Consider the following 24,217-nt stretch of genomic DNA (forward strand, 5'->3'; position numbering starts at 1 on the left):
CAGCGGTAACTCGTCACTGCTCACGAAGTGAGCTAGTCACCGCTTCCGCAGGAAGCTCGTCACCGCGGCAAAGCCGCAACTAAACACTCAACACTAAAAATTCACCACTCACCACTAAACATTCATGTTTACCGTGTTGTGTTCTCTGGGAAGTTTAACTTCAACACCGCTAATGTATCTTGCTTCAGTTTAGTTAAACCTAACTTACCGTAGGCTTCAACCATCACTTCTAGAGCTTGTTCCACTAAAGGTGAATCGCGGTAATATTCTACAATGTATTTACCCCGGTTAGCGGCGGCTAAAAATGCACCACGGCGCATATAGTAATCAGCAATTAATAGCTCATGCTGCGCTAAAGTGCTTTTTATCGTTAACATACGATTTTTGGCTTCTGCTGCATACTGGCTGTCAGGGAAATTAGTAACTAATAGTTTAAAGTCATCAAAAGCTTGGCGAGTGCTGGCTAAATCGCGATCTGAACGATCAACACCTAACATACTATGTAAAGCGTTTTCATCCGCTTTCAAATTACTTAAGCCACGCATATAGTAAGCGTAATCTAACTCAGTATGGTTAGGGTTTAAGCGAATAAAACGGTCAATAGTGGCTATTGCTTTATCTACATTACCCGCCTTGTAATACGCGTAGATTAAATCTAATTGTACTTGACGCGCTAAAGGGCCAAAAGGGTAACGTGAATCTAAAGCCTGTAATAATTCAATTGCTCGGTTATATAAACCATTATCAAGCACTGTTTTGGCTTCTTGATATAAAGTTTGTGGTGTTGCCGTGCTGGCTACATCTGGCTCTTTAGGCTTGCTAGAACAAGCGCTAAGGGTAAGCGCTAGCAGAGAAATCAGTAAAATTTTTGCTTTCATTTAAAAAATCCGTAACTACTTAAGCTAAATGGCTGTCTAGTATGGTGTATAATCGTTAAAATACTATGTATTGCGATAATACTCCAGACTCGCTGGGGTTGCACACAGGATAACTGCTTCCGTTATGACAAAACAGCTAAAACTTTCAGAAATTGTGCCTGATCATTTATTTGGTAACCGCTTAGATCAGGTTTTGGCCGAAATGTTCCCCGATTATTCACGTTCTCGGATAAAAGAATGGATCCTAGCCGGCGCCGTCAAGGTGAATGGCGAAGTCCAAACTAAACCTAAAGAAAAAGTGTTCGGTGAAGAACAAATTGATATTTTGGCAGAAATTCCACAAGAAGTGGAATATGTTGCCGAAGCTATCGAATTAAATATTGTGTATGAAGACGACCATATTCTGGTTATCAATAAACCTGCCGGTTTAGTGGTACACCCAGGAGCGGGTAATGCTAGAGGCACCTTGCTTAACGCCTTATTACATCATATTCCGTCTATAAATGAAGTGCCACGTGCGGGTATTGTGCACCGCTTAGACAAAGATACCACAGGCCTAATGGTGGTAGCCAAAACCTTAGAAGCGCAAATTCAGCTTGTAGAGGCGATGAAAGCCCGTGAAGTAGTGCGTGAATATGAAGCGGTTTGTCATGGCACTATGACCAGCGGCGGCACTATTGATGAGCCTATTGGTCGTCATCCTACTAAGCGCACCCATATGGCGGTAACACAGTCAGGAAAGCCAGCCACTACCCATTTTAGAGTAATGGAAAAATATCGTGCCCATACTCGGTTACGTTTACGCTTAGAAACCGGCCGTACTCACCAAATTCGGGTGCATTTAAGTTTTAATAACTATCCACTTGTTGGTGATCCAGTTTATGCCGGCAGACCAAGGCCACCTCGCAAAGCTAGTGAAGAGTTACTTACCGTCTTGCGTACCTTTAAACGTCAAGCATTACACGCAGTAATGTTACGTTTAGCTCATCCTATTACCAGTGAAATTTTAGAGTGGCAAGTGCCTATCCCTGACGACATGGTAAAATTAAACCAAGTGTTACGAGCCGATACGCTTGAACATGGTTTAGACTTTGCTTAAATTAAAAGCACAAAGATTAAAAATGTCATGCTAATTTACCCCGACTGGCCAGCCCCCGCTAATGTTCATGCTGTTAGTAGCAGCCGACTGGGTGGGGTATCTAGCACAATATATGACAGTCTAAACCTAGGACTGCATGTGAATGATAATCCTGAGCTAGTGGCTAAAAACAGGCTTATCTATCAACAGATGGCGCAGATGCCCGCTGTGCCTACCTGGTTAAATCAAGTTCATGGCACTCATGTAGCGGTGCTGCCATTAACTAGCAATAAGATAATTAGTAATAAGGTAACTAGCCAAGAGCCCATTACTGCCGATGCCAGCTTTAGCCAAACTAGGCAACAAATTTGTACTGTAATGACAGCCGACTGTTTACCTTTACTTATTTGCGACAGCGAAGGTCAGCAAGTTGCAGCCGTTCATGCCGGTTGGCGTGGCCTTTGTGCCGGTATTATTGAGAAAACCATTGCTCATTTTAGCCAGCCGCAGCAGGTTTTAGTCTGGTTAGGGCCTGCCATTAGCCAAGCTAAGTTTGAAGTAGGCCCAGAAGTGCGGGCTCAGTTTATGCAACATAACTCTAATGCTGCACAAGCCTTTGTATTACATAGGAATGGTAAATATCTTGCTGATATCTATCAATTAGCGCGTCAACGTTTACAAGCACTGGGTGTCAGCGCTATCTATGGCGGTGACTATTGCACCTATCAGCAGGCAGAATTATTTTATTCTTATCGTCGTGATGGCCAAACCGGCCGTATGGCTAGCGCAATCTGGCTAGACTAAAGCCTGCCAAAGTGTACAGGCTAAATATTTGTCAAATATTTGACGTCTCTACTTGAAATTCCAACAGCCATACCCAATCTATAGTACATATCAATTGTCGTTATTAATTCTAGCTTTTAAGACTAATACCAACCAAGCTTAAGTTTGTATTAGCATGCTTTAAGGCTATTAGGAGCACATATGCGCTTAGATAAATTTACCAGTAAATTTCAAGAAGCTATTGCTGATGCACAGTCATTAGCCATAGGCCGTGATCAACAATATATAGAGCCAAGTCACTTAATGTTTGCCTTATTAAATCAAGAAGGGGGCACAGTACGTGACTTATTAAATAAGTTAGCTATTAACTTTAACGAGTTAAGAGCTAAAGTCAGTAAAACAATCGATAACTTTCCGCGAGTAGAAGGCGAGAATGCTAACCTACAACTTGCTTCTGCTACTGCACATTTATTACAGCAGTGCGATAAGCTGGCGCAAAAACGCAAAGATCAGTTTATCTCAAGCGAGTTATTTGTCTTAGCAGCAACTGAAGATAAATCAGAGCTAGGTAAAACACTGCGTTCACTAGGTATCGAAAAAGACAAAGTAGAGCAAGCCATTGAACAAATGCGCGGGGGCCAAAAAGTCGAAGATGCCAATGCCGAAGACACGCGCCAAGCATTAACTAAATACACTATAGACTTAACCGCACGGGCCGAGTCGGGCAAGTTAGATCCCGTTATTGGCCGCGATGAGGAAATTCGTCGTTGTATTCAAGTGTTACAGCGCAGAACTAAAAATAACCCAGTGTTAATTGGTGAGCCAGGTGTGGGTAAAACCGCTATTGTGGAAGGCTTAGCACTGCGCATTATTAATAAAGAAGTACCAGAAGGTTTAAAAAATAAGCGGGTACTTTCACTAGATTTAGGCTCGCTATTAGCTGGCGCTAAATACCGTGGTGAATTTGAAGAGCGCTTAAAAGCGGTGCTAAGTGAACTGGCCAAAGAAGAAGGCCAAGTTATTTTATTTATTGATGAAATTCATACCATGGTCGGCGCGGGTAAAGCTGAAGGCGCTATGGATGCCGGTAATATGTTAAAGCCTGCCTTAGCAAGGGGCGAGCTACACTGCTTAGGCGCAACAACGCTAGACGAATACCGCCAATATATTGAAAAAGATGCAGCCCTAGAGCGCCGATTCCAAAAAGTTTTAGTAGAAGAGCCCAGCGTTGAAGACACTATTGCCATATTACGTGGCTTAAAAGAGCGCTACGAAATTCACCATGCAGTAGAAATTACCGATCCGGCAATTATCGCAGCGGCCACCTTATCGCACCGTTATGTTGCCGATCGCCAGCTACCGGATAAAGCCATCGACTTAATCGACGAGGCAGCATCTAGCATACGGATGCAAATGGACTCTAAGCCCGAGCAATTAGATCGGCTAGAGCGGCGTATTATTCAATTAAAATTAGAAGATAACGCCTTAGCCAAAGAATCAGACGACAGCAGTAAAAAGCATCGGGACATTATTCAGCAAGAAATTGCCGAATTAGATAAAAACTATCAAGAACTTGATGAAATTTGGTCGTCAGAAAAAGCAGCACTACAAGGCACTCAAAATATTAAAACCGAGCTTGAACAAGCCAGGCTAGATCTTGAAGTTGCCCGCCGTGCCAGCGACTTACAACGGATGTCAGAGTTGCAATATGGCCGAATTCCCGAACTAGAGAAAAAGCTCGACTTAGCCAGCCAAGCCGATATGAACGACAATACGCTATTACGTAATAAAGTAACCGAACACGAAATAGCCGATGTATTATCAAAAGCAACGGGGATCCCGGTTAGCAAAATGCTTGAAGGCGAACGCGATAAATTATTGCAAATGGAATCTGCCTTACACAGCACCGTTATTGGTCAAGGCGAAGCGGTTACGGCTATCTCGCATGCCATTCGTCGCTCAAGAGCCGGTTTATCTGATCCGAATAAACCAATAGGATCATTCCTATTCTTAGGGCCAACAGGTGTGGGTAAAACTGAACTGACAAAATCTTTAGCGCGGTTCTTATTCGACAGCCCAGATGCCATGGTGCGTATTGATATGTCCGAGTTTATGGAAAAACATGCTGTATCGCGCTTAGTGGGTGCACCACCGGGATATGTAGGCTATGAAGAAGGCGGTTACTTAACTGAAGCGGTGCGCCGTAAGCCGTACTCAGTCATTTTGCTTGACGAAGTAGAAAAAGCCCATCCAGATGTGTTTAATATTCTACTGCAAGTATTAGACGATGGCCGCTTAACAGATGGTCAAGGCCGCACAGTAGACTTTAAAAATACCGTTATAATTATGACCTCAAACCTAGGCTCTGATCTGATTCAAGAGCACTATAAAGAGCATAGCTATCAGCAAATGAAAGATATGCTAATGGGCGTATTAGTGCAGCAGTTTAGACCGGAATTTTTAAACAGGTTAGACGAAACCGTGGTGTTCCATCCATTAGATACCACGCAAATTCGTAGTATTGCTAAAATTCAATTAGCTCGCCTAGAGCAACGGTTACATGAAAGGCAATATAAGTTTGCCATTACCGACGCCGCACTAGATAAGCTCGCTGAAGTCGGTTTTGACCCCTTATACGGTGCAAGGCCATTAAAACGGGCTATACAGCAACACTTAGAAAATCCATTGGCACAAGCGTTAATACAAGGTGACGTCTTGCCAGGAAGCACAGTAACGCTAGATCACAATGGGGAAAAATTTATTGTCACTAGTGAATAACTGAAAAAAAGTGCAATACTTAGACTAAATAAGCCTATTTAGCCTTATTAAAGAAGTGACTGCAGTGCAGTCACTTCTGCATTTTAGCTATTCGTGTTATGTTAGCTGCATTATAATGAGTAATCAGTCTTTAGTAGAAATTTTATATGACCGAGTCAAATATGAGTGACACTAGCCCGCGTAAGGGAATTTATTTACTGCCAAACCTATTAACAACAGGTGGCTTGTTTTCAGGTTTTTACGCCATTGTATCTTCAATGAATGGCCATTTTGAAGCCGCAGCTGTCGCTATTTTTATCGCGATGATCTTTGACGGCTTAGATGGCAGGGTGGCCAGATTAACTAATACCCAAAGTGAGTTTGGCGCCCAATACGATAGTATGGCCGATATGATCTCCTTTGGTGTAGCACCAGCGTTAGTTGCCTATAACTGGGGGTTATCTGACTTAGGTAAATTTGGCTGGTTAGCCGCCTTTGTGTTTGTGGCTTGTGCTGCACTTCGTTTAGCTCGCTTCAATGCCAACCTCAGCGTAACTGATGGTCGTTTCTTCCAAGGCTTAGCCAGTCCAGCTGCAGCAGCTTTAGTGGCCGGAATGGTTTGGACCGGGACTAATTATGAAATTGATGGTCAGAATATTGGTTATATCGTAGGTATTATTACCATTATATCTGGCTTATTAATGGTGAGTAATTTCCGTTATAACTCTTTTAAAGACGTTAATTGGCGTGACCGAGTCTCCTTCTTAACTATCTTATTAGTGGTATTTATCTTTGTTGTTATTGCTGCGCGCCCAGCTGAAATGTTATTTGGTATCTTTTTAATCTATGCCTGCTCAGGCCCAGTAACCACTTTTCGTAGTGTGCGAGAATTAAAGCTAGAGCACGTAGTGGGTGACTCAGATGATGCCGACTTTGCTGACGACATAAGTGAATCAGCAGCAAACGCAGATAAAAAACACGCTAACAGCGAAACGCCTAAAGCGGATAGTTAACCTGCTAAGTTACAACAGCACTAATAATGGCTAACAAAAACGGTGTGCTAAAAGTGCACCGTTTTTTTACTTTAAGTTTAAGGTTAAAAGTATAAAATGTCAGAGCGATGGCTTAGCGGTTAATCGCAGTTGCTAGTGAATTTAGCAAAAATATTTGTTCTTAAGTGATTTGCCAGCTAAATTGGTGGTGATACTTGAGTTTATATAGCACTATCCCCAAATTTAGCTAGATGCTTACCGATTAAGGAAATAACTTGTCTACACAAATCCAACAACGTCTCGATGCACTCAATACCAGCAAATTTAAGCAAGCAGTAACCGGTATTAAACGCGGTATCGAGCGTGAGTCTTTGCGCGTCTGCCCAGACGGAAAGTTAGCATTAACACCTCATCAGCAAGCTCTAGGTTCTGCCTTAACACATCCATTAATTACAACCGATTTTTCTGAATCACTACTAGAATTTATTACGCCTGCAACAGATAACATAGACACTACCTTAGCCCAGCTAAGCGATATTCATCATTTTGTTAGTAAGCAAATTGGCCAAGAGCAGTTTTGGCCAGCCAGTATGCCTTGTTTTATTAGTGATCAAGATACTATCCCGCTGGCGCAATATGGCAGCTCTAATGTTGGTAAAATGAAAACCTTGTATCGCAAAGGCTTACATAACCGTTATGGCAGCATGATGCAGGCCATTAGTGGCGTTCATTTTAATTTTTCTTTCTCACAAAGCTTTTGGCAAGAATACCAACAATTAAAAGGCGATAAAGGTGACTTACAGGCCTTTATTTCTGCAGAATATTTAGGGCTAATTCGTAACTACAAACGCTATGTTTGGTTAATGGTGTATTTATTCGGCGCCTCACCGGCCATGTGTAAATCCTTTATTGCTGGGCGCGAAACCAAGTACGACTTTAAACCCTTAGGTAAAGGCAGCTTATATTTACCTTATGCCACTTCATTACGCATGAGTGATCTAGGCTATACCAGCAGCGCACAATCAAGCTTAAATATCAGCTACAACAGCTTACCCGAATATGTTTTAGGCCTGCAAGACGCCATTAGCAAGCCATCAGAGCAATACAGTAAAATTGGCGTTAAGTTCGATAATCAATATCAGCAACTTAACACCCATGTTTTACAAATAGAAAACGAGTTTTACTCAACTATCCGGCCAAAGCGCACTGCCGAATCAGGCGAGCGGCCAACCTGTGCCTTAGCTAAGCGTGGTGTTGAATACGTTGAAGTACGGGCGCTAGATGTAAACCCATTTAGCCCGATAGGCATAAATAGCGAGCAAATGCATTTCTTAGATATTTTTATGCTGTACTGCCTATTGCAAGACAGCCCAGAAATGTCGATAGCCGAACAAAATATCGCTGATGCCAACTTAAGAAAAGTAGTAACAGAAGGCCGGCGGTTAAACCTAGACTTACAAGACGGCCAGCACCCGCGCTTAATGCAAGACTGGGCAGAGCAACTATTTGCAGAAATGATGCCCGTAGCCAAATACCTAGATAGTGCCTATAACAAACAGCAATACCAAAGCGTGTTAACCCAGTTTTATAAGGCGCTGCTAAACCCAAGCCTAACCTATTCAGGCCAAATACTCGATAAGCTATTACCACAACAGCAAGACAACGGCAGCTTTATGCTACAGCTCGCCGCAGAGTATAAGCAGCACTTCTTACAGCAGCCATACCAAGTGTATTCAGAGCAACTGTTTTTAGACAAAGCGCTAGAATCACAGCAGCAACAAAAACTAATAGAGCAACAAGATGATATTAGTTTTAGCGAATACCTTAAGCAGTATTACGCAGAAATGCCTGATTGTGATGAGGCCTAATAGCTATTGACTAGCAGCTAATGCTAAAAATAATGTTAAACCGGCTAAAAAGGTCGAATTTTTAGCAAAAAAATGGGCTACCAAGGGTAGCCCTAATAATAATCCAGGGAGAATTGGAATTTAAACCTTGTAGCATTGCTACACCTTGTTAGAATCACACTAATGAGAAAAGTTCATAAAAAAATTCAAAAGCGAAATGTAGCGCAATCAGCCAATACAAACGGCAAGCTAAATTTTCGTCTTTTACGATCTACAATACAGCTTGTAATAGCCGCAACACTGGTTGCTAGCCTTACAAGTTGCAGCACAGCCCCGCCTAAAAATAGCGCTAATATCTGTGATATTTTTAACGAACACCGCAACTGGTATGACGAAGCCGTAAAAGTACGCGATAAATGGGGCGTGCCTATTCATATTCCCATGAGCATTATGTACCAAGAAAGCAGCTTCAAACATAATGCTAGGCCACCCATGCGCTGGTTCCTAGGCTTTATACCTTACGGCCGAGCCAGCTCCGCCTATGGTTACTCCCAAGCCAAAACCATCACCTGGAACGACTACGTAAAAGAAACCAACAGATTTTGGGTAAGCAGAGACAACTTTGGCGACGCCATCGACTTTATGGGCTGGTATATCAGCAAAAGCCACCGCATCAACAAAGTATCCAAATGGGACGGCTACAACCAATACCTAAACTACCACGAAGGCTGGGGCGGCTATCAACGCGGCACCTACAAGAAAAAAGCCTGGCTAATAAACACCGCCAAAAAAGTAGACAGCAGAGCCAAAACCTACGCCAGTCAACTAAACAAATGCGAAGACGACCTAAACCGCAGCTGGCTATGGCGCCTATTTTGGGGCTAAAACAATATGGGGTCGGAGTACATTAATTTTTTGTTAATGTAATCTGAGTACCTTACTCATCAACTTAGTTAACATTTTATTAATTAGCTCCGACCCCATATTCAGATGCTCAAGTTTCTGTCGTAGAGGGTAATATCTACGCCATCTTTTAGCTTATATAGCTGTGCTTGTCTGCCGCCTGAGGCAATTTTTTGCTCTGTTAGCGTAAACATATCACTGGCTTCAATTCGGCGCATAAGGCTTTTGCGTTGGATTTCTTTACCTATAATGGTTTCTATTACGCTTTTAAGTTGGCTAACGGTAAAGGCATTAGGTAGGCAAAATACTGGCAACATACTGTATAGCGCTTTTTGTTTTAACCGCTGATAGGCTTTATCAATAATTTGTTTATGATCAAAAGCTAAATCAATATTAGCTAAGTCGGCAAGGGGCCACCAGCGGGCTTGTTCAACAGTATTTATATGGCTTGCTACTTGTTCAAAGGCCACTAAAGCAAAAAATGCCAAGCTAATGCTATAACCTCTAGGATCACGATCTTTACCAGAAAACACTTCTAGCTGCTCTAAATAACTTGGTGTAAGGCCAGTTTTTTGTTGTAACTTGCGCATGGCGGCTGCTTGCACATTGCTATCTAATTTCACATCAATAAAGCCACCAGGTAAACTCCAGCAGCCATTAAAAGGCGGGGCTGCTCGCTTAACTAATAGTACATTTAAAATATTATCTTCTACCGTAAATAAAACATTATCTATAGTAAACATGGGTTTAGATATATCAGCTAAGGGGGTATCAACTAAGCCCATAGTTATATTTGACGCTGCCATAAAGTTACTCTTCTTTTAGTGTCACTAAGACACTATATGCCATTTTAAACACTAACTCAAAGTCGTTATGTTTTTTTAATCTAAATAATAAACTTGCCTTTAATGTCTTAAGGACCTAATCTGTATGTGTCGTTAAGACATTAACTGAGATATGCATTAAATGTTACTAGTATGTATGTTTAAGTGATATTATCCGCCGCGATTTAGGAGAGCCAATGAAAAATAATGACAGTACAACTAACAGCTATAAATCCGACTTTTACCAACTGCCTGCAGTTGAAAACTGCGGTTATAAGTTATTCTGCTTTGGTGGCGGTGAGAATCATATTTGTTTAACAACAGAGCCTAAGCAACAGGTTCGGGTATTGTTTCATTATCAAGGTGATGAATCACTAATCCAATTATTGCTATTAACCGACGCCTTAAAACGCGCTGGGGCAACTTGCATTGAATTGCTAGTGCCTTATTTCCCAGGGGCCAGACAAGACAGAGTATGCAACCCAGGTGAAGCGCTCTCGGTTAAAGTGTATGCCAGCTTAATTAATAGCCAAAACTATTCTAGCGTTAGCGTATTCGACCCGCACAGTGATGTAACCGCAGCCTTACTTAACCAAGTTAAGGTGGTTAAAAACCATGCATTTATTCAGCAAGTGCTTACTAATCAATTACAAAATAACCCACTATTAAATAATCAAAGTGGCGATATTACTTTAGTGTCACCAGATGCGGGCGCAAATAAAAAAATATTCGAGTTATCAGCAACACTCGGTGGTTTGCCTATTATCCGCGCCGACAAAGTACGTGATGTCACTAACGGCAAAATAATTGCGACAGAAGTCTATGCCGACGACCTAAGCGGTAAAACCTGCGTCATTGTGGATGATATCTGTGCCGGTGGCCGCACCTTTATCGAACTAGCTAAAAAACTAAAAGCTAAAGGGGCAGAAAGAATAGTGCTTATCGTATCGCATTACGAAGGTAAAGCCGATGAAACCTTATTGCAGCAAAGTGGTATAGATCAACTGTACTGCACCGACAGCTTACTGCCTAAGGGCTCCAGCTTTGTCACAGTTAGCCCCGTTGCCAGCTATTTATTATCACAAGGAGAGTTAAAATGAGATTAAACCCAATTATTGCTATTGATGGTTATAAAGTGGATCACCGCCGTCAATACCCAGATAACACGCAAATTATTTTTAGTAATCTAACAGCACGCTCAACCCGTCGTGCTTATACCGACAAAATGGTTTTCTTTGGCTTACAGTACTTTATAAAAGATATTTTAATCGATAACTGGAATAAAGACTTTTTTGAACAACCTAAAGAGCAAGTAATTCGCGCCTTTGAACGACGTATTAATAATTACCTAGGCCCAAATAATGTTGGCACCGAACACATTAGCCAATTACACGATTTAGGTTATTTACCTATTAAAATTAAAGCTTTACCAGAAGGTACCTTATACCCAATCAAAGTGCCGTGCTTAGTTATCTATAACACCGACGAGCGCTTCTTTTGGTTAACGAATTACCTAGAAACCATATTATCTGCCAATGTGTGGGGCATGTGTACCAGTGCCACTACAGCACATCAGTATAAAAAAATACTCACACAATACGCCCTTGAAACAGACGGCAGCACTGACTTTGTTAACTGGCAGGGCCACGACTTTAGCTTCCGCGGCATGTACGGAGTGCAAGCAGCATTAATGAGCGGTGCCGCTCACCTATTAAGCTTTACCGGTACCGACACAATTCCAGCCATCGACTTTTTAGAGCAATACTATGAAGCCAATAGCGATAACGAACTCGTCGGCGGCAGTGTTGCAGCGACAGAGCACTCAGTAATGTGTGCTGGCGGCATGGAAAACGAATTAGAAACCTTCCGCCGCTTAATTGAAGATATCTACCCAACCGGCATAGTTAGCATAGTGTCAGACTCTTGGGATTTCTGGCAGGTGATGACCGACTTCACCGTGAAACTAAAAGATAAAATTTTAGCTCGCGACGGTAAAGTCGTGTTTCGTCCAGATACCGGCTGCCCAGTAAAAGTGATCTGCGGTGATCCAGAAGCCGAACCAGGCAGCCCAGAATACCAAGGTGCCATTGAATGTTTATGGCAAGTATTTGGCGGCAACACAACTAGCCAAGGCTACAAACTGCTTGATCCACGCGTTGGCCTTATCTATGGCGACTCAATCACCATCGAACGCGCAGAAGCAATATGCGCAGGCCTTAAAGCCAAAGGCTTCGCCTCAACCAACGTCGTATTTGGCATAGGCAGCTACACCTATCAATATGTCACCCGCGACACAGACGGCTTTGCCGTTAAAGCAACCTTTGCCAAAGTAGCCGGTGTAGACAGAGAAATCTTTAAAGCACCAAAAACCGACGACGGCACCAAACGCTCCGCAAAAGGCTTAGTCGCCGTATTTAAAGATGAAAACAACAACTACTATCTAAAAGACCAAGCCAGCTGGAACGACGTAGAAAACTGTGAATTCAACACCGTATTCGAAAACGGCAAACTAGTTAACACGCAAAGCCTAGCTCAAATAAGAGCCCGCCTAGCAAGCCACCTATAACAACAATATGGGGTCGTAGCACATTAATTTTTTGTTAATGCAATCTGACCCCTTACTCTTTAATTCAGTTAACATTTTATTAATTAGCTCCGACCCCATATTAAGCTAGCTGATACAAATCCAACAAAAAGTCGATACTAATGCTCTTGGCTTGCTTGGCAAATTGATGCTTCTGCTCTGGTGTAAACTTCCATGCTAATGGCACCATTTGAATTAAAGCTAGCACATCAGACGCTTGTTCGAAGTTCAAATTAAAGCTTAAGCTTTGTCTTTTTATATGCTTAAAGCCAGCAATGGCTTCAATGGCATCATCATGTAATCTAGGATTGGCATAAACAGCTTGTTTAATTTCAAATAAATGCTGAGGGCCGGGTGTTACTGTTAACAAATAACCGTCTTGTTGCAATACTCTGGCTAGTTCAGTCGCTTCAGACGGGGCGTAGATACGCACTATGCTATCAAATGCATTATCAATAAAAGGCAGCTTATAAGCACTGGCTACGCAAAAGGAAATCTGCTTATTGGCTTTAGCGGCAAATTTAATTGCCGTTTTAGATATATCAAGGCCATGCAGTTGGCAATCGGGCAGGGCTTGCTGAATGCGGCCACTGTAATAGCCTTCGCCACAGCCTAAGTCTAATAACTGCTTAACATTATACTGCTGCAATAGCTTAGCTACGGCATCTGCTAAGGGCTGATACCAACCCGCATGCAAAAAGTCACGTCTGGCCTGCATCATTTCTTTATTATCACCCGGCGCCTTAGAGTTTTTCTGTTGCACCGGCAAAAGATTAACATAGCCCTCTTTGGCAATATCAAAACAATGATTTTGCGCACAGCGATAAAGCTTATTATCAAGAACAAGAGGGTTTTGGCACAGCGGACATTGGTACATAATACAATCTAAGCAGAATAAATAGCTGTTAAGTGTATCAGCAGCGCAGTGTTTTAAGCAAAGCCTTGCTATACTCTGCAGCCAAAATAGCGCTATAAAAACACCGATTTATTGCCACAGTGGAGCCACAATGCAAGATCTAGAACTTTGGACCTTAGACGAACTATGCGATCACGCCTTTGATATCTTCGAAGAGCTAGCCGCAGAAAACTTATCGGCAATCGACTATTCCATGTACCAACAACATGCAGATACCCGCGGTTTTGTAGATCTAGTACCGCCAACAGAAGACTGGGTAGAAATAATGATGCAAGACCTAGAGCCAGAGCTACAACTAGAAGCCAGAATAGGTCTAACCGGCATCGATGGCGAGGCAGATGTAGTGCTAGCGCGCATTTTACTTAGCAAAGAAAAACACGACTCGCTTTGCCACGCACAATGGCGAGGCCAATAGAAAACAAAAAAAGGGGTCGGAGTATATTAACAGTTTCGTTAATATGCTCCGACCCCTTATTAATGTACTCCGACCCATTTTTGTGGGTTAGTGCACACCGTGCATGCGTTTTTTCAGCCAAGGGCTAATCAGTAGCATAAATACACCAAAGCCTACGCCAACATAGAATAAGAAACTAAACAGTTCGTTATATGAGGCTAGGGCGGTTTGCACATCGGCAACTTCGCCTGCTTTAGTGTCAACAGCGGCTAATTTAGCTAATTGTGTTGCTAAAAGCTCTGAATAGGCAGTGGCTAAGAACCAAGCACCCATCATAACACCGACAACTTTAGGTACGGCTAACTTAGTTACGGCCGATAAGCCAACTGGCGATAAGCATAATTCACCCATAGTGTGTAAGGCATAAGCTAATACTAACCACCAGGCTGCTACATAACCCGCTTCGTTAGGGTGGTTGGCGCCATAAACTAAAGCACCAAAACCTAAGCCGGCTTGAATAATACCTAAAGCAAACTTCACTGGCGTGCTAGGTTCAAGTTTACGTTTTGCTAAGGCAATCCATAACCAAGCAAATAGCGGTGCTAAGGTAATAATAAAGAAAGCATTTAACGAGCCAAACTGGCCAGCTGTTGCTTCATAACCAAATATAGTACGGTCTAATACGCGGTCAGCATATAAGGTCATAGACGACGCCGACTGCTCAAACAAGGCCCAAAATACTACGGTAGAAACCGTTAGCACAATAAGCACTGTCATGCGGTCACGCTCTTCTTTAGTACACTGGGTTACCATAAACCAGATAATACCCACTAGCACAATAAAAGATAAACCTAATAAGGTGTTATGCACTACAGGGTTATATTGAACCAGCTGCCACATAACGGCTAATGCCGGAATAGTCGCTAAATAAATCATCCACTCGCGGTTAATGCCAGCAAACACTTTCTCTTTTAACATGCCTGGGTTAGCAGGCTCGGCATAGCCATATAAATACTTCTGGCCAGCTAAGAAAATAATTAAACCTAGCACCATACCAATACCGGCTAAGCCAAAGCCCCAGCCCCAACCGTAGGTTTCACCTAAATAGGTAACAGATAAAGTAGCAATAAAAGAGCCCAGGTTAATACCCATATAGAAAATGGTAAAACCCGAGTCACGACGGGCATCTTCTTTACCGTATAACTGGCCAACAATGGTCGAGATATTCGGTTTTAAAAAGCCTACACCCATAATAATTAAGGCTAAAGAGAAGTAAAATACTTGAATGGCACCGGTGTCTTGCACTACCACACCGTCTTGCACATAGGCTTGGAAGCCCTCATAGGCTAAGCCTAAATGGCCTAAACAAAGCAAAATAGCACCAAAGGTAACTGCTTTACGCATACCTAAGTAACGGTCGGCTAGCATACCGCCAATAACCGGCATGGCATAAACTAAGCCAGCATAACTGCCTAATACATCTAAGCCGCCAGCATCACTGAATAAGTGATACTTTGTTAAATATAGCAACAGTAAGTACTTCATGCCGTAGAAGGAAAAACGTTCCCACATTTCTGTCAGGAAACATACATACAGCCCGACCGGATGGCCGAGAAACTGCGGCTGGTTTTCTGGTACCGCCGCAATATTGCTTGAATCAGTCATGGATTCCCCAGGATAATTTGAATTATATTCTTCGCTTAATTTGTACGAAGTTGCACTGGATTATGCATATCTAACGGCGGCTTGTCACCCGTTAACGTGCGACTAAAGTATAAAATATTCTGTGTTTTTGTAATATTCAGCCTTAGTTAAGCCAGGTTATCGCATAACTACTGTCAATTTTGTTGCGTATTTTCAAATAGTTTTTGCCGAATAGCGGGCATCTTTGAACGGCATAGGGCAAAAGTGATAGGCCGAGTAATTACCGGGTAGCTAATTAATAGCAAAACCACATAACCAACTATTTGCCAGCCACCGCTGCGGGCAATAAGTAAAAACAGTGGGGTTAAAATTAATAATTTAATAATATTCAGCATCACCTTGGTTGGTACCGGCAGCTGATCAACCGCTTGGCGAATAACCAGCATGCGCTGATTTAAATCTAACCCCTCTAACTCAGGGATGGCACGGCTGCTAAAATACAACATAATTTAATCCTGCAATATAAAGTGATTAGTCTAAGCTAAGCTCACTGTTATTAGATAGCCCCTAGTTTACCCGTTAGCTCTATCGCTTTAAAAGGGCTTTTGGTAAGCTTTATGATATTGATTTTATGAGGTGTAATAATGTTAAAAGTGTTAAGCGTGTTTGGCACTCGCCCCGAAGCAATTAAAATGGCACCATTGGTTAATTTATTAAAACAACAAAGCCATATTGAAAGCCGCGTTTGCGTTACCGGGCAACATCGTGAAATGCTCGACCAAGTGTTGCAGCTATTCAACATTACACCCGAGTATGACTTAGCCATAATGAAAGCAGGCCAAGACTTATACGACGTCACCACCAGCATTCTATTAAATATTAAGCCGGTACTGCGTGACTTTAAACCCGACGTCGTTTTAGTGCATGGCGATACCAGCACCACCTTTGCCGCCGCACTGGCCTGTTACTACGAAAAAATAGCCGTAGGCCATGTTGAAGCAGGCTTACGCACCGGCAATCTATATAGCCCTTGGCCTGAAGAAGCAAATCGTAAATTAACCGGCGCCATTACCCGTTACCATTTATCACCAACCGAAGCGTCGAAACAAAATTTATTAAATGAAAACGTCAACCCAGCCCATATTGCTGTTACTGGTAACACGGTTATTGATGCCTTATTGCAAGTGGTCGACAAAATTGAAGCTAACCCAGAATTATCTAGCCAGTTTGCTCAGCAGTTCCCTTATGGTCAAAATGGCCGCCGTTTAGTGTTAGTAACAGGGCATCGCCGTGAAAGTTTTGGTGCCGGTTTTGACAATATTTGTGCCGCATTAAAGCAAATTGCGTTACAATTTCCCGACTGTGATCTGGTGTACCCGGTGCATTTAAATCCTAATGTGCGCGAACCGGTATTTCGTTTATTAGCCGATGCGCCAAACGTGCACTTAATAGAGCCGCAAGACTACTTGCCCTTTGTTTACTTAATGAGCCGCAGCACCTTAGTGTTAACCGACTCTGGTGGCATTCAAGAAGAAGCGCCATCTTTAGGTAAGCCAGTGTTAGTCATGCGCGATACAACCGAGCGGCCAGAGGCCATCGACGCCGGCACAGTAAAACTTGTTGGTACTAATACCAGCAAAATAGTGGCAGAAGTTAGCAAGTTACTTACTGACCAAGCCTATTACGACAGTATGAGTTTTGCCCATAACCCTTATGGCGACGGTAAAGCCTGCCAGCGTATTATCGATGTTATTAGTCAGTAATCCTATTTGTGCCAGCTCTTTAGCTTTTTATCGAGCTTGCAAATGCGTAAACCAGTAAAGAGGAATTATATGGATATTTTAGCCACCTTAAAACAAGGAAAAGCCCGTTGGTTAGTTACTGGCTGTGCCGGCTTTATTGGTTCTAACTTATTAGAAACGCTTTTAAAACATAATCAAACCGTGGTGGGGTTAGATAACTTTGCTACCGGGCATCAGCATAATCTGCATCAGGTAAAGCAATTAGTAAGCGAGCAGCAATGGCAAAATTTTAGCTTTATTGAAGGCGATATTCGTAACTTAAGCGACTGCCAACTAGCCTGCGAAGGCGTAGATTATGTATTACACCAAGCCGCTTTAGGCTCAGTGCCGCGCTCAATTAATGATCCTATCGCAACTAACGAAACCAATATTAGCGGCTTTTTAAATATGCTGCAAAGTGCTCGCGACGCTAAGGTTAAGCGTTTTGTTTATGCTGCTTCTAGTTCAACTTATGGCGATCACCCAGCCTTGCCTAAAGTTGAAGATAATATCGGCAAACCTTTATCACCTTATGCGGTCACTAAATACGTTAACGAGCTCTATGCCGATGTTTTCTCACGTACTTATGGTTTTCATAGTGTTGGCTTGCGTTATTTTAATGTGTTTGGCCCACGGCAAGATCCAAACGGCGCCTATGCTGCGGTAATTCCCAAATGGACCGCCGCCATGATAGCCAATCAAGAAGTAAAAATTAATGGCGATGGCGAAACCAGTCGCGACTTTTGCTTTGTCGCCAATGCCGTACAAGCCAATTTACGCGCCGCACTAAGCCCAATTGAAAAAAGTGAAGTCTTTAATGTCGCAGTAGGTGACAGAACCACACTAAATCAATTATTCGATGCCTTAGTGCAGTGCCTAGCTGACAATAACGTGCAATACGCCCGCGCACCGCATTACCAAGACTTCCGCGCCGGCGACGTACGCCACTCGCAAGCCGATATCAGCAAAGCCAAACAAATATTAGGCTACAAGCCAGAATTTAAAATTTTAGACGGACTAAAACAAGCAATGCCGTGGTATGTGGAGCAACAAAATGCTGACTAGTCAGCATTTTGTTGAGTGACGAGCTTGCTTCGCAAGCGGTAACAAGCAGCTTTGCTGCAGTAACGAGCTTGCTATGCAAGCGGTGACAGGTAACTAGTTCGCTTTGCGAACGGTCACTGCTCACCTAGTGAGCTAGTCACTGTTACTAAAGGTAACTAGTCACAGCAACGCAGCTGCCCGTCACTGCTTTTAACAAAAATTTATGGATAATTCAGAATGACAGCATTAAAAAATGTAAATATCGCTATTATCGGTTTAGGCTATGTCGGTTTGCCGTTAGCGGTTGAGTTTGGCAAACATTACCCAACTATGGGGTTTGATATTAATCAAGCTCGGGTTGCTGAGTTAAGCCAAGGCCAAGATCATACGTTAGAAGTGAGCCCGGCTGAATTAAAGCAAGCGCCTCAGCTTAGTTTTACTAGCCAACTAGCTGACTTAGAGCAGGCCAATATTTATATTGTTACGGTGCCAACGCCGATAGATAAACACCGCCAGCCCGATTTAACGCCGTTAATAAAAGCCTCAGAAACCTTAGGTAAAGTGGTTAAAAAAGGCGATATTGTTATTTACGAATCAACCGTATACCCAGGTGCGACAGAAGAAGACTGTATTCCGGTTATTGAACGAGTATCAGGCCTTAAATACAATGTTGATTTTTTTGCCGGTTATAGCCCAGAGCGTATTAACCCGGGCGATAAAGAACACCGCGTGACTACTATTAAAAAAGTCACCTCAGGCTCAACGCCAGACATTGCCGAGCAAGTGGATGCGCTATATCGCAGCATCATTACCGCAGGCACCTTTAAAGCCAGCTCTATTCGAGTTGCCGAAGCGGCAAAAGTAATTGAAAACACCCAGCGTGATTTAAATATCGCTTTAATTAACGAATTAGCGGTTATTTTTAATAAGCTAGGTATCGACACCGAAGAAGTGTTATTAGCCGCAGGCACCAAATGGAACTTCTTACCGTTTCGCCCAGGCTTAGTTGGCGGTCACTGCATAGGGGTTGACCCTTATTACTTAACCCATAAAGCGCAATCTATTGGCTATAACCCCGAGGTTATCTTAGCGGGCCGTCGCATAAACGACAGCATGGGCCGCTATGTTATAAGCGAACTAGTAAAAGCCATGATAAAACGACGCATTCATGTCTCAGGCGCTAAAGTGCTGGTAATGGGCTTAACCTTTAAAGAAAACTGCCCAGACATTCGCAACACTAAAGTCGTCGATATGCTAAACGAACTAGCTGAATACGGCGTCCAAGCCGACGTTTACGACCCATGGGTAGACGCAGCCCAAGCCGAACACGAATACGGCATAACGCTAGTAAAACAACCCAACCCAGCCAGTTACGACGCCGCTATCGTCGCTGTAGCCCATAATCAATTCCGCGAACTAGGCATCAGCGGCATTAAAGCCTTAATGAAGCCAGAGCATGTATTATACGACTTAAAATATATACTACCGGCGAGTAGTACGGATTTAAGGCTGTAGGTGCAGCTTCGCTGCAGTAACTAGCTTGCTTCGCAAGCGGTGACGAGTAACTAGTTCGCTATGCGAACGGTCACTAGCGGCTGAGCCGCGGTCACTTGTCACTGCTCACGTAGTGAGCTAGTCACTGTTACCGAAGGTAACTAGTCACTGGTGGCTTTGCCACCTAGTCACTGCTTGTGTTATACGACTTAAAATATATACTACCAGCGAGTAGTACGGATTTAAGGCTGTAGGTGCAGCTTCGCTGCAGTAACTAGCTTGCTTCGCAAGCGGTGACGAGTAACTAGTTCGCTATGCGAACGGTCACTAGCGGCTGAGCCGCGGTCACTTGTCACTGCTCACGTAGTGAGCTAGTCACTGTTACCGAAGGTAACTAGTCACTGGTGGCTTTGCCACCTAGTCACTGCTCTTAATCTCGAGGTAATATTTTGGCTACAACAAGTTTAAAGGGCATAGTGTTAGCTGGCGGTACGGGCAGCCGTTTGTATCCTATTACGCTTGGCGTGTCTAAGCAGCTTTTGCCCGTGTACGATAAACCAATGATTTATTACCCCATTTCAGTGTTAATGCTGGCAGGTATACGAGATATTTTAATTATTACCACCAGGCAAGATCAGCCTAGCTTTCAACGTTTACTGGGCGATGGTAGTCAATTAGGCGTTTCTTTTAGCTATTGTATTCAAGAATCACCAGAGGGTTTAGCCCATGCGTTTCTTTTAGCGGAAGAATTTATTGCTAATAGCCATGTCTGCTTAGTGCTGGGCGACAACATCTTTTATGGTCATGGCTTACCGCAGCTATTAGAAAAAGCAAAAAACAATTTAGCAAAGCATAATTGCAGTACTGTATTTGGCTACCCTGTAAGTAATCCAGCTCGATACGGTGTGGTAGAGTTTGATAACCAAGCTAAAGCTATCTCTATAGAAGAAAAACCCGCGCAACCCAAAAGTCGCTTTGCAGTAACAGGGCTATATTTCTATCCAAACGATGTAATCAATAAAGCTAAGCAAGTAAAGCCTTCAGCCCGAGGTGAGTTAGAAATAACCACGATTAACCAAATGTTTTTAGCTGAAAAACGCTTAGATGTAGAAATAATGAGCCGTGGCTTTGCATGGTTAGATACCGGAACCCACGAAAGTTTATTACAAGCCTCTGCCTACATAGAAACCATAGAAAAACGCCAAGGCTTAAAAGTTGCCTGCTTAGAAGAAATAGCCTTTGAAATGAATTATATCAACAAGGCACAATTACTCGAATTAGCTAAGCCATTAGCAACTAATGAGTACGGAAAATATTTAGCGGATATAGCAAGGGGGAGCTCACAAGGTGAGCAGTAACAGGCAGCTTCGCTGCAGTAACAAACTTGCTTTGCAAGCGGTGACGGGTAACTAGTTCGCTATGCGAACGGTAACGAGCTTGCTTAGCAAGCGGTCACTTGTCACTGCTCACGTAGTGAGCTAGTCACTGTTACCTAAGGTAACTAGTCACTGGTGGCTTTGCCACCTAGTCACTGCAGCTTGCTGCAACTAAACACTAAACATTTAGCACTAGGTTTTCAACATGAAGGTTACGCCACTTGAATTACCAGAGGTTCTGCTTTTAACACCGACTATTCACACTGATAGCCGGGGTTATTTTTTTGAAAGTTATCGTCAGCAGCAGTTGCAGCAACTTTTGCGGCAAGATATTCAGTTTGTTCAAGAAAATCAGTCGTGTTCAAGTTATGGTGTTTTACGTGGTTTGCATTATCAGCGGCCGCCACAAGCACAAGCTAAGTTAGTTCGTGTTGTTGCAGGTGAAATATATGATGTGGTGGTCGATATTCGCCACGGCAGCCCCCATTTTGGTAACACGGCTGCAATTAAGCTTGATGCGCAAAGCCATCAGCAATTGTTTGTACCGGCAGGCTTTGCCCATGGCTTTTTAACCTTATCAACGCAAGCAACAGTGGTGTATAAGGTAGATAACTATTATTCGCCTGCTCATGATGCCGGTTTAGCGTTTAATGATCGCCAGTTAGCAATACAATGGCCGCTGGCGCAGGATAAAATAATTTTATCAGATAAAGATCTACAGCAGCCTAGCCTAGCGCAATTAAATAGCGGCTTTAATTGGTTATGAAACGCATACTTGTCACTGGCAGCAACGGCCAACTAGGCCAATGTTTTGCCGCGTTAGCAAAAGAATGGCCCACGCTAGAATTTCATTTTTGCCATAAAGCGCAGGCTAATATCACTAACGCTGAGCAAATGCAGCGCTTAATCGACAAAATTCAGCCCACTATCATTATTAACTGTGCAGCTTATTGCCAAGTCGACTTAGCCGAACAAAACCATGCCTTAGCCTATGCTGTAAATGCAACTGCCGTTAAGCAACTAGCTAAGTTATGTAAAAACGCGGGGATATTTCTAGTTCACTTTAGTACAGACTACGTATTCTCAGGCGCGACAACTAAGCATTCAGCTGAAGAACCTGCATTGCTACAGCCTTATAGCGAAACAGCAACAGCCTTGCCCATTAATTATTATGGCCTGTCAAAGCTAGCTGGCGAGCAAGCTATGCTAGACATAGCGCCCATGGGCCTAATACTGCGAACTAGCTGGCTTTATAGCCAGTTTGGCCCTAATTTTGTTACTAGCATTAGCCATAAATTACAGCAAGGCCAAGCACTTAACATAGTTGATGATCAAATAGGCAGCCCCACCTATGGCCCAGAGCTAGCCGCTGCCTGTTTACAAATATTAACAAAGCACAATCTTGCTAAAGACTTTACAACTGCTAAGCTACTGCATCTTGCTGGGCAAGGGCAGGCAAGTTGGTATCAGTTAGCTTTACAGATCCAGCAGCTGCAATTTAAATATCAGCAACCATTAGCTGGCTATAATCAGAAACAGCATCAGCAGCAAACGGGCACAATCAGCGCTATTAGCAGCCAGCAATGGCCAAGTTTAGCCAAACGACCGGCTTATAGCGCCCTAAGTAGCGCTAAGTTAAAACAGCTAACAGGTATTAGCTTACCGCCTTGGCAGCAGAGTATTGCCAAGTGTATAAAAAAAAGCATCTAAACAAGTATGCAAAAAAAGTGTAAAAAACTGGAACAGAGAGACTAAATTGAAAATTATTATTACCGGTGGCGCAGGCTTTATCGGCACAGCCTTAGTTGAATACCTGCTAACTCATACTGAGCATCAGTTACTGGTAGTAGATAAGCTTACCTATGCGGCAAACCTAACCGAGTTAGACCAGTTTAAGCGTCATGATAAAACTAATCACCGTTTTCAGTTTATTAAAGCCGATATTTGCGATGCTAGCCAAGTGCAAAATATCTTCGCAAGCTTTCAACCCAACGCCATTATGCATTTAGCGGCCGAAAGCCATGTCGACCGCTCGCTAACAGACCCGGCAGAATTTATACAAACCAATATAATAGGCAGTTACACCTTATTAGAAGCCAGTCGCCAGTATTGGCAACAACTTAGCCCAGCGCAACAGCAGCAGTTTAGGTTTTTACAGGTTTCTACCGATGAGGTTTTTGGTGACCTTGCCGATAATAAACAAAACACTGGCAACGCCTTATTTACCGAAACAAATGCCTATGCCCCAAGCAGCCCTTATTCAGCAAGCAAAGCCAGTGCCGATCACCTAGTGCAAGCTTGGCATCGCAGTTATGGCTTGCCCACCATAATTAGCTATTGCAGTAATAATTACGGCCCTAACCAACATAAAGAAAAGTTAATTCCTAAAGCGATAGCGCAATTAGCCCAAGGCTTAGCCGTGCCCATTTATGGCGATGGCCAACAAATACGTGACTGGCTTTATGTAAAAGACCATGTGGCAGCCTTGTATTTAATTTTACGCCAAGGCCAAGTGGGGCAACGCTATGCAGTTGGCGGCAATAATCAAGTAACCAATATAGAATTAGTGCAAAAAATTGCAGATATAATAGATGCTTATGCAAAAGAAAAGCCTAAGCAACAGCAGTGGCCATTACTTACAACGCCAAGGCGAAACTTAATTCAATTTGTTAGCGATAGGCCCGGGCACGATAAATGCTATGGCATTGATAGTACTAAAATAAAACAGCAATTAAATTGGCAACCACAGTATAGTTTGCAGCAAGGGTTACAAAGCACAGTACATAACCTATTAGCTAAATATGGTCATAATTAGGCTTTGTTTAAAAACTAAACAGCAAATTTTGCCAAGCTAAACTAATCGGCATTAAAATGCATAGCTATTAAAGTTTTAAAATAAAAATAGCCTGTTTTTTGTTGCCA

Annotated in this window: 21 protein-coding genes; 16 read left to right on the plus strand and 5 right to left on the minus strand. The window is 42.9% G+C overall.

Annotation, left to right across the window (positions count from 1 at the left end):
- Nucleotides 1–128: 128 nt before the first annotated feature.
- A complete protein-coding gene (locus tag ACRCA4_RS04020; protein WP_433184513.1) occupies nt 129–878 on the minus strand; it encodes an outer membrane protein assembly factor BamD in 750 nt (249 codons plus the stop codon).
- Nucleotides 879–1,002: 124 nt separating this feature from the next.
- On the opposite strand from ACRCA4_RS04020, the gene rluD reads away from it, so the two are divergent.
- The 6 genes from rluD to ACRCA4_RS04050 all read left to right on the plus strand — a co-directional run bounded on the left by rluD (nt 1,003) and on the right by ACRCA4_RS04050 (nt 9,220).
- Nucleotides 1,003–1,977 carry a 23S rRNA pseudouridine(1911/1915/1917) synthase RluD gene (rluD, locus tag ACRCA4_RS04025; RefSeq protein ID WP_433184515.1) on the plus strand — a complete coding sequence of 325 codons (975 nt, stop codon included), beginning with the start codon at nt 1,003–1,005 and terminating at the stop codon, nt 1,975–1,977.
- Between the two features lie 27 nt (nt 1,978–2,004).
- Nucleotides 2,005–2,760, plus strand: coding sequence for a peptidoglycan editing factor PgeF (gene pgeF / locus ACRCA4_RS04030; RefSeq protein WP_433184518.1), 756 nt, complete (start codon nt 2,005–2,007; stop codon nt 2,758–2,760).
- Between the two features lie 180 nt (nt 2,761–2,940).
- A complete protein-coding gene (clpB, locus tag ACRCA4_RS04035; RefSeq protein WP_433184521.1) occupies nt 2,941–5,517 on the plus strand; it encodes an ATP-dependent chaperone ClpB in 2,577 nt (858 codons plus the stop codon).
- A 146-nt stretch (nt 5,518–5,663) separates the two neighbouring features.
- Entirely contained in the window at nt 5,664–6,509 is an 846-nt protein-coding gene (gene pssA / locus ACRCA4_RS04040; RefSeq protein WP_433184524.1) for a CDP-diacylglycerol--serine O-phosphatidyltransferase, read from the plus strand.
- Between the two features lie 254 nt (nt 6,510–6,763).
- Entirely contained in the window at nt 6,764–8,356 is a 1,593-nt protein-coding gene (gene gshA, locus ACRCA4_RS04045) for a glutamate--cysteine ligase (RefSeq protein ID WP_433184527.1), read from the plus strand.
- A 162-nt stretch (nt 8,357–8,518) separates the two neighbouring features.
- On the plus strand, nt 8,519–9,220 hold the full coding sequence (locus ACRCA4_RS04050; RefSeq protein WP_433184530.1) for a hypothetical protein: 702 nt from the start codon (nt 8,519–8,521) through the stop codon (nt 9,218–9,220).
- Between the two features lie 101 nt (nt 9,221–9,321).
- Here ACRCA4_RS04050 and ACRCA4_RS04055 read toward each other — a convergent pair whose 3' ends face one another.
- On the minus strand, nt 9,322–10,044 hold the full coding sequence (locus tag ACRCA4_RS04055; protein WP_433184533.1) for an NUDIX hydrolase: 723 nt from the start codon (nt 10,042–10,044) through the stop codon (nt 9,322–9,324).
- A gap of 215 nt (nt 10,045–10,259) precedes the next feature.
- On the opposite strand from ACRCA4_RS04055, the gene prs reads away from it, so the two are divergent.
- Complete coding sequence (gene prs, locus ACRCA4_RS04060; protein WP_433184536.1) at nt 10,260–11,162, plus strand: ribose-phosphate diphosphokinase; 903 nt, start codon at nt 10,260–10,262, stop codon at nt 11,160–11,162.
- Nucleotides 11,159–12,628: a nicotinate phosphoribosyltransferase gene (locus tag ACRCA4_RS04065; RefSeq protein ID WP_433184538.1), complete on the plus strand. Its 1,470-nt coding sequence runs from the start codon at nt 11,159–11,161 to the stop codon at nt 12,626–12,628. The genes prs and ACRCA4_RS04065 overlap by 4 nt, the downstream gene beginning before the upstream one ends.
- A gap of 100 nt (nt 12,629–12,728) precedes the next feature.
- Here ACRCA4_RS04065 and rlmA read toward each other — a convergent pair whose 3' ends face one another.
- Nucleotides 12,729–13,523, minus strand: coding sequence for a 23S rRNA (guanine(745)-N(1))-methyltransferase (gene rlmA / locus ACRCA4_RS04070; RefSeq protein WP_433184541.1), 795 nt, complete (start codon nt 13,521–13,523; stop codon nt 12,729–12,731).
- A 130-nt stretch (nt 13,524–13,653) separates the two neighbouring features.
- Between rlmA and ACRCA4_RS04075 the strand changes: the two genes are divergently transcribed.
- The gene (locus tag ACRCA4_RS04075) at nt 13,654–13,977 is read left to right on the plus strand and encodes a DUF440 family protein (protein ID WP_433184544.1); all 324 of its coding nucleotides are present in this window, start codon (nt 13,654–13,656) and stop codon (nt 13,975–13,977) included.
- Between the two features lie 87 nt (nt 13,978–14,064).
- Here the strand turns inward: ACRCA4_RS04075 and ACRCA4_RS04080 are convergent, their stop codons facing one another.
- Complete coding sequence (locus ACRCA4_RS04080; RefSeq protein WP_433184547.1) at nt 14,065–15,621, minus strand: peptide MFS transporter; 1,557 nt, start codon at nt 15,619–15,621, stop codon at nt 14,065–14,067.
- A gap of 173 nt (nt 15,622–15,794) precedes the next feature.
- Nucleotides 15,795–16,106, minus strand: coding sequence for a DUF6170 family protein (locus tag ACRCA4_RS04085; RefSeq protein ID WP_433184549.1), 312 nt, complete (start codon nt 16,104–16,106; stop codon nt 15,795–15,797).
- A 138-nt stretch (nt 16,107–16,244) separates the two neighbouring features.
- Between ACRCA4_RS04085 and wecB the strand changes: the two genes are divergently transcribed.
- The 7 genes from wecB to rfbB all read left to right on the plus strand — a co-directional run bounded on the left by wecB (nt 16,245) and on the right by rfbB (nt 24,110).
- Complete coding sequence (wecB, locus tag ACRCA4_RS04090) at nt 16,245–17,363, plus strand: non-hydrolyzing UDP-N-acetylglucosamine 2-epimerase (RefSeq protein ID WP_433184551.1); 1,119 nt, start codon at nt 16,245–16,247, stop codon at nt 17,361–17,363.
- A 69-nt stretch (nt 17,364–17,432) separates the two neighbouring features.
- A complete protein-coding gene (locus tag ACRCA4_RS04095; protein WP_433184554.1) occupies nt 17,433–18,446 on the plus strand; it encodes an SDR family oxidoreductase in 1,014 nt (337 codons plus the stop codon).
- A gap of 216 nt (nt 18,447–18,662) precedes the next feature.
- Complete coding sequence (tviB, locus tag ACRCA4_RS04100; RefSeq protein ID WP_433184557.1) at nt 18,663–19,940, plus strand: Vi polysaccharide biosynthesis UDP-N-acetylglucosamine C-6 dehydrogenase TviB; 1,278 nt, start codon at nt 18,663–18,665, stop codon at nt 19,938–19,940.
- A 428-nt stretch (nt 19,941–20,368) separates the two neighbouring features.
- Nucleotides 20,369–21,277, plus strand: coding sequence for a glucose-1-phosphate thymidylyltransferase RfbA (gene rfbA / locus ACRCA4_RS04105; RefSeq protein ID WP_433184560.1), 909 nt, complete (start codon nt 20,369–20,371; stop codon nt 21,275–21,277).
- A 223-nt stretch (nt 21,278–21,500) separates the two neighbouring features.
- Complete coding sequence (gene rfbC / locus ACRCA4_RS04110; RefSeq protein ID WP_433184563.1) at nt 21,501–22,061, plus strand: dTDP-4-dehydrorhamnose 3,5-epimerase; 561 nt, start codon at nt 21,501–21,503, stop codon at nt 22,059–22,061.
- Complete coding sequence (rfbD, locus tag ACRCA4_RS04115; protein WP_433184566.1) at nt 22,058–23,005, plus strand: dTDP-4-dehydrorhamnose reductase; 948 nt, start codon at nt 22,058–22,060, stop codon at nt 23,003–23,005. The genes rfbC and rfbD overlap by 4 nt, the downstream gene beginning before the upstream one ends.
- Before the next feature lie 46 nt (nt 23,006–23,051).
- Nucleotides 23,052–24,110 carry a dTDP-glucose 4,6-dehydratase gene (rfbB, locus tag ACRCA4_RS04120; RefSeq protein WP_433184569.1) on the plus strand — a complete coding sequence of 353 codons (1,059 nt, stop codon included), beginning with the start codon at nt 23,052–23,054 and terminating at the stop codon, nt 24,108–24,110.
- Nucleotides 24,111–24,217: the final 107 nt, after the last annotated feature.

Origin of the sequence: Rheinheimera sp. WS51 (genome assembly GCF_050936095.1) — a bacterium.
Taxonomy (GTDB): Bacteria; Pseudomonadota; Gammaproteobacteria; order Enterobacterales; family Alteromonadaceae; genus Alishewanella.